This window comes from Paraburkholderia aromaticivorans (genome assembly GCF_012689525.1).
Classification (GTDB): Bacteria; Pseudomonadota; Gammaproteobacteria; order Burkholderiales; family Burkholderiaceae; genus Paraburkholderia; species Paraburkholderia aromaticivorans_A.
This window is the reverse complement of sequence record NZ_CP051516.1, coordinates 2,598,440-2,611,345: the sequence shown is the minus strand read 5'-3', so window position 1 is coordinate 2,611,345 and position 12,906 is coordinate 2,598,440. Positions and strand designations below refer to the sequence as shown.

Genomic DNA, 12,906 nt, shown 5'->3' with positions numbered 1-12,906 from the left:
TGTTCACTGACCGCGCGCAATGGGGTGATGGCGCACAGTTCGAGCAGTTTCTGCGCGAGGCGTGTGTTGAATGCGCGGCGCTCGCCCGCCGTGCCGGATCGTGGTTTGCACATCGCGCAGACTCAGCGTCGTTGACGTCGTCACGATGGTGAACGGATGGTCCGTGATGCTGTTCATGACGGCGGGTAAGCACGGCGTCGCGCGCATTTCGTAGCCATGCAGAGAGCACACCGCGGCGCGCATCGCAATTGACAGGGATTGACAAAGCGCCTCAAGTCAACGAAGATCGAACGCATGAACTGCCTCGACATCCGTATTGCGCTGATTATTAGCATCATTCATCGAATGGTGGGTTAGCGCGCGTCTGATAGCAGTGACACATAACCCGCCCCACGAGGCGGGTTTTTTTATGTCCGCTTGCAGCCTGCCTCCTGGTGAACTCTCCGCTGATTCGTCCTTGCCGCACAGGAGCTTGCCTTGTCGTTACACCAACTCAAACAGGCCGCCGAAGCCGCCGATAGCGTCGCGCTTCGTCACGACTACCTGAAAAAAACCCTGACCGCGCGCGTCTACGACGTGGCCCGCGAGACCGAACTCGAACGCGCACCGAATCTGTCGGCACGTCTGCGCAATCCGGTCTATCTGAAGCGCGAGGACAACCAGCCGGTGTTCTCGTTCAAGGTGCGCGGCGCGTACAACAAGATGGCGCATATTCCGGCCGAGGCGCTGGAGCGCGGCGTGATCACCGCATCGGCGGGCAATCATGCGCAGGGCGTGGCTTTGTCGGCGGCGCGTATGGGCGTGAAGGCGATCATCGTGGTGCCGGTGACTACGCCGCAGGTGAAGGTCGATGCGGTGCGCGCGCACGGCGGCCCGACCGTCGAGGTGGTGCAGTTCGGCGAATCGTATAGCGACGCCTATGGCCACGCGGTGAAGCTGCAGGAAGAGCGTGACCTGACCTTCGTGCATCCGTTCGATGATCCGTATGTGATCGCCGGCCAGGGCACGGTCGCGATGGAAATTCTCAGCCAGCATCAGGGGCCGATTCACGCGATCTTCGTGCCGATCGGCGGTGGTGGACTCGCGGCGGGCGTCGCCGCGTACGTGAAATCCGTGCGCCCCGAGATCAAGGTGATCGGCGTGCAAACCGATGATTCGTGCGCGATGGCCGCGTCGCTGAAAGCCGGCGAGCGGGTCACATTGAGCGAGGTCGGTCTGTTCTCGGACGGCACAGCGGTGAAGCTCGTTGGTGAAGAAACCTTCCGCCTGTGCAGGGAATATCTCGACGACGTGCTGCTCGTGAATACTGACGCGCTGTGCGCCGCGATCAAGGACGTCTTCCAGGACACCCGCAGCGTGCTGGAGCCCGCGGGCTCCCTGGCCGTCGCAGGAGCCAAGCAGTATGCGGAGCGCGAAGGCATCGAAAACCAGACGCTGATCGCGATCACGTCGGGCGCTAACATGAACTTCGACCGCATGCGCTTCGTGGCCGAGCGCGCCGAAGTCGGCGAAGCACGCGAAGCGGTGTTCGCCGTGACGATCCCCGAAGAGCGTGGCAGTTTCCGCCGTTTTTGCGAACTGCTGGGCACACGCAGCGTCACCGAATTCAACTACCGTATTGCGGATGCGAACTCCGCCCATATCTTCGTGGGCGTGCAGATCAGGAATCGCAGCGAGTCGGCACAGATCGCGGGCGCATTCGAAGCGCACGGCTTCGCCACCGTCGATCTGACTTTTGACGAACTCTCCAAGCAGCACATCCGCTACATGGTCGGCGGACGCTCGCCGCTCGCGCACGACGAACGTCTGTTCCGTTTCGAGTTTCCCGAGCGGCCGGGCGCGCTGATGAAATTCCTTTCGTCGATGGCCCCGAACTGGAATATCAGCCTGTTCCACTATCGGAACCAGGGCGCGGACTACAGCTCGATTCTGGTCGGCATCCAGGTGCCCGAAACCGAGAACGAGGCGTTCGACAAGTTTCTCGCCACGCTCGGCTATCCGAACTGGGAAGAGACGCGGAATCCGGTGTATCGACTGTTTCTCGCGTCGTAGCGTGGCTCGGGGTTTACCTTGATCTAGCGCAACCCTGCGCGAAGGATGAGGCGTCGAGCGAATGGGCCACAAGCCCCGTCTGGACGGCGTTAGGGCCCGATTGCGCCTATCGGCTGCATGCGCCCGACCAAGACTGCTATCTCAAAATTAGATACGGCCTATCCGGCATATCGCGTTGCGCGATACCGTGTGTGATCGTCAAACTGAATGCAAATCTAACGCCGCATTCAGGAGACAACTCATGCGTACCCAAGTTGGCATCATCGGTGCCGGGCCTGCGGGCCTGCTGCTTTCTCATCTTCTTCACCTGCGCGGCATCGACTCCGTCGTGCTCGAGTCGCGCAGTCGCGATCAGATCGAATCCACCATCCGTGCCGGCGTGCTCGAACAAGGCACGATGGACCTGTTGACCGAAGCCGGCGTCGGCGCACGGATGAAAGCGGAAGGCGCGCTGCATCACGGCTTCGAGCTGGCTTTCGAAGGCAAGCGGCGCCGCATCGATCTGACCGCACTCACGGGGCACTCGATCACGGTCTACGCGCAGCATGAAGTCATCAAGGATCTCGTCGCGGCGCGCGTGGCCGACGACGGCAAGCTGCTTTTCGGCGTCTCGGAGACGTCGATTCACGGCATCGATACCGACAAGCCGTCGATCCGCTATCGCCACGAGGGCGAAGCGTACGAATTGCAGTGCGACTTCGTGATGGGCTGCGACGGTTCGCAAGGCGTGTCGCGCGCATCGATTCCCCATGCGTTGCGCAAGGATTTCGAACGTGTGTACCCGTTCGGTTGGTTCGGTATCCTGTGCGAAGGGCCGCCGTCGTCGGATGAATTGATCTACGCGCGGCACGAACGCGGTTTCGCGCTGATCAGCACGCGCTCGCCGAACGTGCAGCGCATGTATTTCCAATGCGATCCGAAGGATTCCGTCGAGAACTGGTCCGACGACCGCATCTGGGCAGAACTGCATGCACGAGTCGATTCGCACGACGGCCAGAAGATCGTCGACGGCAAGATCTTTCAGAAGAACATTGTCGGCATGCGCAGTTTCGTATCGAACACCATGCAACATGGCCGGCTGTTTCTCGCGGGCGACGCGGCGCATATCGTGCCGCCCACCGGCGCGAAGGGTATGAATCTGGCGGTGGCCGACGTGCGCGTGCTGACTGAGGCGCTGAATGCGTTCTACGTGGAGAATCGCACGGATCTGCTCGACGGTTACAGCGCGACCGCGCTCAAACGCATCTGGCGCGCCGAGCATTTCTCGTACTGGATGACCAGCATGATGCACCGTATCGAAGGCGCGTCGCCTTTCGAGCAGCAGCTTCAGGTGGCCGAGCTCGAATACGTGACGACGTCGCGCGCGGCGGCCACGGCGATGGCGGAAAACTACGTCGGCATCGCAGGCGCGCAAGCGTGAGCGGGCGGGGCGCGTTGCCTTGGATGATAGGGCGACGCGTACCTGTCGAGGCCGCGGCCTCTCGGTGAAAAGCCGGCCAGCCGACAAGCACGCTAACCTCGATGTACGTTCGCTCAATAGAGGACTTTCGCCATGACTCAGAACGTATCGACCCGAGAACTGCTGCAAGAGATGTTCAGCGAAATGGTCGTAAAGAAAGACGCTTCATTGATCGCTCACTAATACCATGCGGATTTCATTCTCGAGACCAACGGCCAGAAACAGGGCTACGACGCCTTCGCCGAAGGGCACCGCGAGGTGTACGCGACCGAGGTCACCTACGAGGTCAGGTACGACGACGACACCTGGGTCGAGAGCCCCGAGAGAATCGCCGCGCGCGTGTGGATCAAAACGCAGCGGCCGAACGAGGCGCCGGTGGAATTCGAAGTCGTGCTGATCGCAAACTATGTCGATCGAAAAATTCACCGCGTGTGGGAATTGACCTGGCCGGATTGGACGCAGGTGAAGGCCTTCGAAAACTATTCATAGGGACGCACCTCGCGCCGTCATTTTGCCAGGGTAAGCTGTGCCTTTGGTGCGTTCTCAATATAGGGGCAGAGGTCAATGCGGCGTGTGATATTCAACCAGAAGGGCGGTGTGGGCAAATCGACCATCGTATGCAACCTGGCGGCCATCAACGCCAGCGAGAACTTGCGTACGCTGGTCATCGATCTGGACCCGCAAGGCAACTCCAGCCAGTATCTTCTTGGCAAACAGGCCAGTGATCTCAAGCCCAACGTCGCGGACTTCTTCGAAACGGCCTTGAGCTTCAGTTTCAGGCCGACGCCGGTCTCGACGTTCATTCACCGCACGCCGTTCGAGAACCTCGATGTGATGCCGTCGCATCCGGATCTGGACACGCTGCATGGCAAGCTCGAATCGCGCTACAAGATCTACAAGCTGCGTGACGCATTGAACGAGTTGGATGAGTACGATGCGATCTACATCGACACACCGCCCGCGCTGAATTTCTATACCCGCTCCGCGCTGATCGCGGTTGACCGCTGCCTGATTCCGTTCGACTGCGACGACTTTTCCCGCCGCGCGTTGTACACGCTGCTCGACAACGTGAAGGAAATTCAGCAGGACCATAATCCCGGCCTGGAAGTCGAAGGAATCGTGATCAACCAGTTTCAGCCGCGCGCGAGTCTGCCGCTTCAACTGGTCGAGGAACTGATCAGCGAGGGCTTGCCTGTGCTGGAGTCGCGACTGTCGACGTCGGTCAAGATTCGCGAGTCGCACCAGTACGCGAAGCCGATGATTCACTTCGATCCCCGTCACAAGCTCGCTCAGGAATTCGTGGCCTTGCATCGGGAATTGATCGGCTAGACGGCGCCGCGGGGTAACGTCACTAAGGCGAATCTCCTGCTAACCAAACACCCGTTTTGCGTGGATGCCGGGGCCGGTGGCCACGCTCGCTAGCGGATCGCCGAACACGAACTCGTCTTCGGGAAACGCGCCCGCAATGGCGCGCGTCAGGGAGGCGAGCCCCGTCGATCCGCCGGTGAAATACACGGCATCGACCTTGCCCGCAGCGACGCCGGCCAGCCAGCCGCGCCGTCTCCCGCGCGGCGTGAACGATCCGCGTTCTTTCTTCGCGCGTGGCTTCGACGAGTTGCTGTTCGTCGAAAGCGACGCTCAGGCCGGGCTCGATCGGGTCGATCTCGATCAGCGTGTCGCCCCCAGCCGCAATCGCAATCTTTGCCCGTTCCGCACTCGCGGCGAGCGCATGACCGAGCCTCCGGTCCACCACCTGCATCAGCCGGTCATGATGAACCGGGTTCCGATACAGATGGCGCATGAGCCGAAGCTCGGTTTGCCGCTCAGGCGTGTAGAGCGAGTTGATCAGATGCCACGTCGCCAGATCGAAATAGGCGCGATTCGGTATTTCACGTCCTTCCGTGTCCAGGCTGCGGTAACCGGCCTCTCGCAGAATGGCAGCCAGTTCGACCCGCCGGTCGACATCCGTTCCCGCGACATGCACGCCGTGATGCGCGAGCACGTCTTCCTTGCGATCCATCCTCGACATTCGCTGCGGACCCACCCGCACCAGTGAGAAATCCGAGGTGCCTCCGCCGATATCGGCGACCAGCGCGATTTTTTCTTCCCCGAGCCGCGATTCGTAATCGAAGGCCGCGGCGAGCGGCTCGTACTGGAACTCGAGGTGGCGAAAACCCACTGAGCGGGCGGCTGCTTCGAGCTGCCGTTGCGCGCGGGCGTCGGCGACCGGGTCGTCGTCGACGAAAAACACCGGGCGGCCGAGCACGGCCTGATCGATCGGCGCGCCGAGGCGCGTTTGCGCACAGTTCTTCAGGTGCCCGACGAACATCGCGATCACGTCGAGATACGCGATTGCCGATCCATCGCCCAAGGCCGTGCTGGATTCCCGCGATGCCCGTCCCGAGAATGCTTTTGATGGCGCGCATCAGGCGGCCGTCGAAACCGTCGATGTACGCCGCCAGCGCGGCGCGTCCGAATGCGTGAGTGTGGTCGTCGCTGTTGAAGAAGATGGCCGTCGGCAGCGTGGTGGCGCCTTTTTCAACGGAAGCGAGTGCGATGCGGTCGCCGTCCGTGACCGCAACGGCTGAATTTGAGGTGCCGAAGTCTATTGCGCAGTAAGCCATATCGATGCTGAGTGTCAGGAAAACCATGGGTGTGTAAAAGCGCGACGGCGGTGATCATGGGCGCGTTCATCATGTACGGCATCCAACCGGGTCCCATGCTGTTTCACACGCAACCGGATCTCGTGTGGGGGCTCATCGCGAGCATGTACGTCGGCAATATCATGCTGTTGCTGCTCAATCTGCCGCTCGTGGGCATTCTGTCGCGCATTCTGTATGTGCCGTCCGGCGTGCTGCTGTGTCTGATCCTCGTGATTGCGTCAGCGGGAGTGTATTCGTTCAGTAACGATGTGTTCGATCTGTTCCTTGCACTGTTCTTCGGCATCGTCGGCTACGCGTTTCGCAAGGTCGACATTCCCAAAGCGCCGCTGCTCTTCGGGCTGATCCTCGGCCATACGCTCGAGCAGTCGTTCCGTCAGGCGTTGACGATTTCGAATGGCGATCCGAGCGTGTTTCTTCGCAGTCCGATTGCCGCGAGTCTGCTCGGCTGTGCCGCCGTCAGTGTTGGAGCGTCGGTCTGGAGCCGTCGGAGAAAGTCGTCGAAGCTGGTGCGGGAAGTGGAAGAGCAGGTCGCCGCCGCGCATCGGCTGGCGAACGAGCGGCATTGAGTTTCGTCTACGTTTTACCCGAGTTTTACCCGAGTTTGTCCATGCGGCAGCCGTCGCTACCTGCGCCGCGATATGAAACAGCAGAAGGAAAGTCCGCATGCAATCCATATCCGGGCGCAAGCCGAGCGACGTATCGCTGCTGGAAATTCTTCTGCTCTTCGCGCGGGTCGGACTGACGAGTTTCGGCGGCGGTCTGTCCGCCTGGATATACCGCGAGGTGGTCACGCAACGAGGATGGCTTGAAGAAGACGAATTCCTCGGCGCCCTGACGCTCGGCCAGATCCTGCCTGGCTCGAACGTGATCAATCTGTCGATCTATGTCGGCTACCGCATGAAAGGCGCGATCGGCAGCACGGTAGCCGTATCCGCTTTGCTCGTGCCGCCAATGGTTGTGATCGTTCTGCTCGCGACAGTGTTTCATCAATTCGCGCAACTTGCTTGGCTGCATGAGTTTCTCGAAGGCGTCGCCGCGGCGGCGATCGGCATGACCGCATCGGTGGGCTTTCGCACCGCTCGCTCGCTGCTCGCGGTACATCGCTGGCCGCTCGTGATGATCGTCGCGGTTTTCGTCGCGGTCGGCGTGCTGCGCTGGCCGCTCGTGCCGGTCGCGATCGTGGCGGGAGCCGCCGGACTGTACGTTGCGTGGAGGAGCCGCCAAGGTGCGCGATAACATCTATCTGCAACTCATCGCCGTATTCGCGCCGTTGTCGCTGCTCTCGCTGGGCGGCGGACAAAGTATCGTCGCCGATATCAACCAGCAGGCGGTGGCGATCCACGGCTGGGTGACGCAAGCCGAATTCGTCGACCTGTTCGCGATCTCGCGCGCGGCGCCCGGACCGGGCGCATTGCTGACCACGTTGATCGGCTGGAAGGCGTCGGGCTTTCTCGGCGCGGTGATTGCGTCGCTCGCGCTGCTCGTGCCGTCTTCGGTGCTCGCCTACGGTGCGACGCTCGCATGGACTCGGCACAAGCAGCACCCCTGGCATCGGACGGCGGAGCAGGGCCTTGCTCCGATCGCCACCGGGCTGATACTCGCCGGCGCATTTTCCGTGCTGCGCGCCTCTTCTTCGACGTGGACGATCTGGGCGCTTGCGGCCATCGCGTTGAGCATCTTTCTGTCGCGGCCGAAGATGAATCCCTTGATCGTTCTGTTCGCCGCGGGCCTCGTGAATGTGATAATCGGGCACGTTCTCTAGCTAACGAGGTATGGCAATGCAGATCTATGGCAGACGCAGTTCGATCAACGTCCAGAAAGTGCTGTGGTGTCTCGCTGAACTGGGTTTCGAAGAGGGACGGGAGTTTTCGCGGATCGACGCGGGACTGGAGTACGGCGTGATCGACACGCCGCAATATCGCGCGCTCAATCCGAATGGCCTTGTGCCGACGCTCGTCGACGGCGAAATCGTATTGTGGGAGTCGAATACGATTGTCCGTTATCTGGCCGCGAAATACGACGCGCAGACGCTATTGCCGTCCGGCCCGGCTGCCCGTGCCGACGTCGAGCGCTGGATGGACTGGCAACTCGGCACGCTGTGGGCGACGTTGCGCGTCACGTTCCTGGGGCTGACGCGTGTGCCGGAGGCGCAACGCGATTACGACGCCATCAAGCGTTCATATCGTGAAGCAACGCGGCTTCTGGGCATCGTCGACGCAATCCTCGAAAAACACGACTACCTCGCGCAGGATCGCTTTACCGCGGCCGATATCGGCGTCGGCCTCGCGGCGCACCGCTGGGTGCAACTGGCTGAACGCTTCCCCGACAAGTTGGAGACGCTGCAGCCGTTGCCTTCGCTGGATCGATGGCTTCAGGCGATCAAGAGCCGGCCGGCGTTTTCCGTGGCGGTCGCTTCGTAAGCGGCTATCTGGGCGGCGAATCGTGGCGCGTGGTTCGCCGCCAGTCACTAGCATCAAGTTCCTTTGAAGCCGGGCGCACGTGCAGGGTTCTGTGGCCGCACGCGAGGAATATCTACGGCCGCTGCTGATCGGGCGCGATGCGGACGCGATCGAGGAACTCTGGCAACTGATGCATCAGAATGCGTACTGGCGCAACGGACCGATCGAGAACAATGCGATTTCCGGTGTCGACATGGCGCTGTGGGACATCAAGGGCAAGCTGGCGAACATGCCGCTCTACCAGTTGTTCGGGGGCAAGTGCCGCGAAGGCGTGCCGATCTATCGCCACGCGGATGGCCGTGATCTGAACGAGTTGTGCGAGAACATCCAGAAGTATCGCGAGCAGGGCATCACGCACATTCGCTGCCAGAGCGGCGGCTATGGCGGAGGCGGTTTCGGCAAGGCCCCGGAGAGCGCGCCGCAAGGCTCGGCGGACGGCGTCTATCTCGACAGCCGGAAGTACATGCGCGACACGCTCAAACTGTTCGACGGCATTCGCAGCAAGATCGGTTTCGACGTCGCGCTGTGTCACGACGTGCATGAACGTTTGAAACCGGTCGAAGCGATCCGCTTTGCGTGCGAACTGGAGCGGTACGAGCTGTTCTTTCTCGAAGACGCGATCGCGCTGGAAGAGGGGGAATGGATGCGTCAGTTGCGCGCCAAAACGACCACGCCGCTGGCGCAAGGCGAGCTGTTCAACAACCCCTACGAATGGCGCTTCCTGATCACCGAGCGGCTGATCGACTTCATCCGTGTGCATCTCAGCCAGATCGGCGGGATTACCGCGGGACGCAAGCTGCAGATCTTTGCCGAGCAATTCGGGGTTCGGACGGCATGGCACGGCCCCGGCGACATGTCGCCGTTGGCGCATGCGGCGAATATTCATCTCGATCTGGCCGCGCGCAATTTCGGCGTGCGGGAATGGTCGGGAACCGAGCCGCCGAATTTCGTGATTCAGGACCTGAAGGGGCCGAGAGCTGCGTTGCTCGATGTCTTCCCCGGCCTGCCCGAGTTCAGGCAGGGCCACGTCTACGCCAACGACAAGCCGGGCCTCGGCGTCGATATCGACGAAGCCGAGGCCGCGAAATATCCCTGCGAAAACAGCGTGACGACGTGGACGCAAACTCGCCTGAAAGACGGCACGCTGCAAACGCCGTGAAATACCCACTCTGACGTAATGGTGTGCACGGATTCTGGCGCGGCAACAGGATCTGTGCGTCGGCGCTCTCGACGTTGCGCCGCCAAAGCGCAACTATGCGCGCAATGCAGAACAGTCTTTCCACTGCTGTGAGAGAAACGTCGAATTTCGAGCAAATGAATTTAAAAAACACTCGCTGAACAGCCGTTTTTCATTGTAGTGGCAGCAGCAACAGTGAATTCAGGATTGGCGGATTTATCCCGCCGCGCTGGCCACCTACACTCGACGTACCGCTGCAACGACAGCCCTAGCCGCAGCGCGTAGAAAGACAATCTCTGGAGGTGGTTTCATGAAGTCGCTCATTCAAGCCGTTGCTATCGCCGTTGTTCTCGCCGCGCCGGTAGCCTCGTTCGCTCAGTCGTCCAATGAGCCTGTATCGCAAGGCGCGCAAACGCAAGCCTCGGGTCATCAAGACCCGGCTCGGGCCGGTAACAGCGGATATGGTTCAGCCAGCGTTGGCACGTGGCAAGCAGGTCAGGGTAGCGATACGACGGTCAGCTCCTACTCGCCGCCGATTCACAACGCGCGTTAAGCAATTCAGGAAGCGCGCGGCGAGCCCGTCACCGCGCGCAAAATTGACTGTCTTCTTCTATGGCGTGCGCAACAGTGTCATCTCGTTGTGCAGCAGCGCCATCAGATCATCATCGCTAGGCCGCGTGCCCCAATGCCGCGCGCCCGCCACTGACGCAATCGCGATCCACGAGTGAGGTGGAAACCATTCGCGCAAGAGTGCGCCGTTCTGACGCAAACACAATTGACCGGTTTGTTCGCTGTATTCGGCGCTGATCAGGGTGTCGTTGACTTGCGCGGTGACTCGTCTTGGATCGCTGCGTAGCAAATCGTCGCTCCTACAGAACGTGTGGCGCGAATGCGTGCGCGGCACGACCGCGTCATCGACGCGGCCGCGGCCTGTGCATCAATGATCGCCGCGGCCGTGATCGTGATCGTCGCCGTGACCGTGCCAGCCGTTATCGTGATCGTCGCCGTGACCATGCCAGCCGTTATCGTGATCGCGCCAGTCGCCGTGCGGACCACGCGCTTCATGCCATTCGCGTTCGCCGTGATGACGCTCTTCCCAGTCGCGCCGTTCCCAGTAGCGGTGGCCGTCGTAATAGCGCTCGCCGTACCAGCCCGGACTCACCACGACCACCGGCGGAGCCGGAACATAGACCGGCGGTGGCGGCGCGTACACGGGTTCGGGCGCATAAACGACGCCCGGAATGCCGATGTTCACGCCCACATCGACGTGGGCCAGCGCGACCGACGATGCGCCGATTCCGAGACCCGCGACGATCGCCATGGACAGCCAGCGGTTTTGTGATTGCTTCATGTTTTAGTTCCGGCTTCTACGATGGTGAGTGGAAAGTCTTGTGCGACTCGCGTTCAATAGCGATCGTGATAGTGGTTGTGGTAGCCGCCTTCCGGAACCACGATGCAACCGCTCAATGCACTGCCGAGCGTGACGGCCAGAATGACCAGCGCGAAAATTCTTTTCATGACGTTGCTCCCGTTTCCTTGTGACCCGAACTCTACTGAGCCGCGGCATTTCCGGTGTGTTTGTGTGTAACAGGACGTGTCGACTGCGATGTATGCGGGCAACGCGTGCGTCGCGTGAATAGCGTGCATCAAGGGGCAATAAAGAGATGGGGCGCGGCCCGCAGTCCAGCATGCAAGCCATTGAACGCATTGTGGAAAAGACGGCGTGGTCGAGCGTATCGCTTGTCGCGGCGCGTCGAATGGCACGTGTATCGACGGCCGTCAGGCATGCCGCGGCGCGTGTCATTACAGCTAGGCCGGGCGGATACATTCGGTTGCAGACTATCTGTGCCGACCCACATTCTCGACCGATTTATCGGACCGACCGTGCGCGCTCATGCGTTTGCGCGATACGCGAGCCTCGATAGCGAACATGAGCGACAGCATCGCGTCAGTATCGGCGCCATCGCGTCCGCGCGCGATCCTCATACCGTCGCGAGTGATAAGCACATGAAAAACAAGTGTTTTACGCGCGTCGCCGAGACTGGTTAGATCGCTAGATTGGCTGACCGTCAGTCGCTTCAGTTCAATCGCATTCTTGCCGGTCAGCGCCGACCTTTCTCGTCCTCAATCGTCCTCACACCTGGAGTGGCATAGCATGTCGAATCTGAGTCTCGCGACGTCCAACGCACTGGACATTCATCCCGTCACTGGCCGCATCGGCGCGGAAATTCGCGGCGTACGACTGTCGAGCCAACTCGAAGCGGCCACCGTCGACGCGATTCGCGCGGCGCTGGTACGTCACAAGGTGATATTTTTCCGCGGCCAGACGCACTTGCAGGATGCCGATCAGGAAGCCTTCGCCAAGCTGCTCGGCGAGCCGGTTTCGCATCCGACGGTGCCGGTGGTGGACGGCACGGACTATCTGCTCGAACTCGACTCGCACCGTGGCGGCCGCGCGAATTCATGGCATACGGACGTGACCTTCGTCGACGCTTATCCGCAAGCGTCGATCCTGCGCGGCGTGACGATTCCGGAAGTAGGCGGCGACACGGTCTGGGCCAACACGGCCACCGCGTACGACGATCTGCCGCCGCCGCTCAAAGCGCTCGCCGATCAGCTCTGGGCCGTGCATAGCAACGAATACGACTACGCGAACCACACCAGTGTCGGTGAACGAGGCCGCGACGCCGAAGCGATCAAGCGTTACCGCGAGGCGTTCGTGTCGACGCGTTATGAGACGGAGCATCCGGTCGTGCGCGTGCATCCGGAATCCGGCGAAAAGACGCTGATTCTCGGGCATTTCGTGAAGAGTTTCGTGGGTCTCACGCCGAGCGCGTCGGCGCATCTGCTGGAACTGCTGCAAGGCTACGTGACGCGTCTCGAGAACATCGTGCGCTGGCGCTGGCAGGCCGACGACGTCGCGATCTGGGACAACCGCGCGACCCAGCATTACGCGGTCAACGACTACGGTGACGCGCACCGCGTGGTGCGCCGCGTGACGCTGAAGGGCGACGTGCCGGTGAGCGTCGACGGCCGCCGCAGTTTCACGCGCAGCGTGCAGCCCAACCCGGCAGCAAAAGCGGCCTGACGGCCTGA

General features: G+C 61.3%; 13 protein-coding genes and 1 pseudogene. 11 read left to right on the top strand and 3 right to left on the bottom strand.

Annotated elements, in window-relative coordinates; translation table 11 throughout:
• Positions 1 to 477 precede the first annotated feature (477 nt).
• The 4 genes from ilvA to HF916_RS39830 all read left to right on the top strand — a co-directional run bounded on the left by ilvA (position 478) and on the right by HF916_RS39830 (position 4,840).
• Positions 478 to 2,052: a threonine ammonia-lyase, biosynthetic gene (ilvA, locus tag HF916_RS39845; protein ID WP_168794203.1), complete on the top strand. Its 1,575-nt coding sequence runs from the start codon at positions 478 to 480 to the stop codon at positions 2,050 to 2,052.
• 241 nt (positions 2,053 to 2,293) lie between these two features.
• Positions 2,294 to 3,472: a 4-hydroxybenzoate 3-monooxygenase gene (locus HF916_RS39840; RefSeq protein ID WP_168794202.1), complete on the top strand. Its 1,179-nt coding sequence runs from the start codon at positions 2,294 to 2,296 to the stop codon at positions 3,470 to 3,472.
• A 297-nt stretch (positions 3,473 to 3,769) separates the two neighbouring features.
• A complete protein-coding gene (locus tag HF916_RS50005) occupies positions 3,770 to 4,000 on the top strand; it encodes a hypothetical protein (protein ID WP_206001965.1) in 231 nt (76 codons plus the stop codon).
• 75 nt (positions 4,001 to 4,075) lie between these two features.
• Positions 4,076 to 4,840 carry a ParA family protein gene (locus tag HF916_RS39830; RefSeq protein WP_168794201.1) on the top strand — a complete coding sequence of 255 codons (765 nt, stop codon included), beginning with the start codon at positions 4,076 to 4,078 and terminating at the stop codon, positions 4,838 to 4,840.
• A gap of 39 nt (positions 4,841 to 4,879) precedes the next feature.
• Here HF916_RS39830 and HF916_RS39825 read toward each other — a convergent pair.
• Positions 4,880 to 6,135 (bottom strand): annotated as a pseudogene (locus HF916_RS39825) (Hsp70 family protein).
• A 29-nt stretch (positions 6,136 to 6,164) separates the two neighbouring features.
• Between HF916_RS39825 and HF916_RS39820 the strand changes: the two are divergent.
• The 6 genes from HF916_RS39820 to HF916_RS39795 all read left to right on the top strand — a co-directional run bounded on the left by HF916_RS39820 (position 6,165) and on the right by HF916_RS39795 (position 10,363).
• Positions 6,165 to 6,740 carry a tripartite tricarboxylate transporter permease gene (locus HF916_RS39820; protein ID WP_240975700.1) on the top strand — a complete coding sequence of 192 codons (576 nt, stop codon included), beginning with the start codon at positions 6,165 to 6,167 and terminating at the stop codon, positions 6,738 to 6,740.
• 97 nt (positions 6,741 to 6,837) lie between these two features.
• A complete protein-coding gene (locus HF916_RS39815; RefSeq protein WP_168794200.1) occupies positions 6,838 to 7,410 on the top strand; it encodes a chromate transporter in 573 nt (190 codons plus the stop codon).
• Positions 7,400 to 7,936: a chromate transporter gene (locus HF916_RS39810; RefSeq protein ID WP_168794199.1), complete on the top strand. Its 537-nt coding sequence runs from the start codon at positions 7,400 to 7,402 to the stop codon at positions 7,934 to 7,936. Before HF916_RS39815 ends, HF916_RS39810 begins: the two co-directional genes overlap by 11 nt.
• 16 nt (positions 7,937 to 7,952) lie before the next feature.
• A complete protein-coding gene (locus tag HF916_RS39805) occupies positions 7,953 to 8,594 on the top strand; it encodes a glutathione S-transferase family protein (protein WP_168794198.1) in 642 nt (213 codons plus the stop codon).
• Between the two features lie 79 nt (positions 8,595 to 8,673).
• Positions 8,674 to 9,792, top strand: a complete 1,119-nt coding sequence (locus HF916_RS39800; protein ID WP_240975699.1) for an enolase C-terminal domain-like protein — start codon at positions 8,674 to 8,676, stop codon at positions 9,790 to 9,792.
• A gap of 328 nt (positions 9,793 to 10,120) precedes the next feature.
• Positions 10,121 to 10,363 carry a hypothetical protein gene (locus HF916_RS39795; protein WP_168794197.1) on the top strand — a complete coding sequence of 81 codons (243 nt, stop codon included), beginning with the start codon at positions 10,121 to 10,123 and terminating at the stop codon, positions 10,361 to 10,363.
• Between the two features lie 57 nt (positions 10,364 to 10,420).
• Here the strand turns inward: HF916_RS39795 and HF916_RS39790 are convergent, their stop codons facing one another.
• Positions 10,421 to 10,669 (bottom strand): hypothetical protein, encoded by a 249-nt coding sequence (locus tag HF916_RS39790; protein WP_168794196.1) that lies wholly within the window; start codon positions 10,667 to 10,669, stop codon positions 10,421 to 10,423.
• Between the two features lie 78 nt (positions 10,670 to 10,747).
• The gene (locus HF916_RS39785; protein WP_168794195.1) at positions 10,748 to 11,161 is read right to left on the bottom strand and encodes a hypothetical protein; all 414 of its coding nucleotides are present in this window, start codon (positions 11,159 to 11,161) and stop codon (positions 10,748 to 10,750) included.
• Positions 11,162 to 11,965: 804 nt separating this feature from the next.
• Here HF916_RS39785 and HF916_RS39780 point away from each other — a divergent pair.
• Positions 11,966 to 12,898, top strand: a complete 933-nt coding sequence (locus tag HF916_RS39780; protein WP_168794194.1) for a TauD/TfdA dioxygenase family protein — start codon at positions 11,966 to 11,968, stop codon at positions 12,896 to 12,898.
• Positions 12,899 to 12,906 lie beyond the last annotated feature (8 nt).

Bases quoted from the DNA above. Each gene is read 5' to 3' on its own strand.
- HF916_RS39840 (WP_168794202.1), top strand. From the start codon at position 2,294: ATGCGTACCCAAGTTGGCATCATCGGTGCCGGGCCTGCGGGCCTGCTG.
- HF916_RS39830 (WP_168794201.1), top strand. From the start codon at position 4,076: ATGCGGCGTGTGATATTCAACCAGAAGGGCGGTGTGGGCAAATCGACC.
- HF916_RS39815 (WP_168794200.1), top strand. From the start codon at position 6,838: ATGCAATCCATATCCGGGCGCAAGCCGAGCGACGTATCGCTGCTGGAA.
- HF916_RS39805 (WP_168794198.1), top strand. From the start codon at position 7,953: ATGCAGATCTATGGCAGACGCAGTTCGATCAACGTCCAGAAAGTGCTG.
- HF916_RS39795 (WP_168794197.1), top strand. From the start codon at position 10,121: ATGAAGTCGCTCATTCAAGCCGTTGCTATCGCCGTTGTTCTCGCCGCG.
- HF916_RS39785 (WP_168794195.1), bottom strand. From the start codon at position 11,161: ATGAAGCAATCACAAAACCGCTGGCTGTCCATGGCGATCGTCGCGGGT.
- HF916_RS39780 (WP_168794194.1), top strand. From the start codon at position 11,966: ATGTCGAATCTGAGTCTCGCGACGTCCAACGCACTGGACATTCATCCC.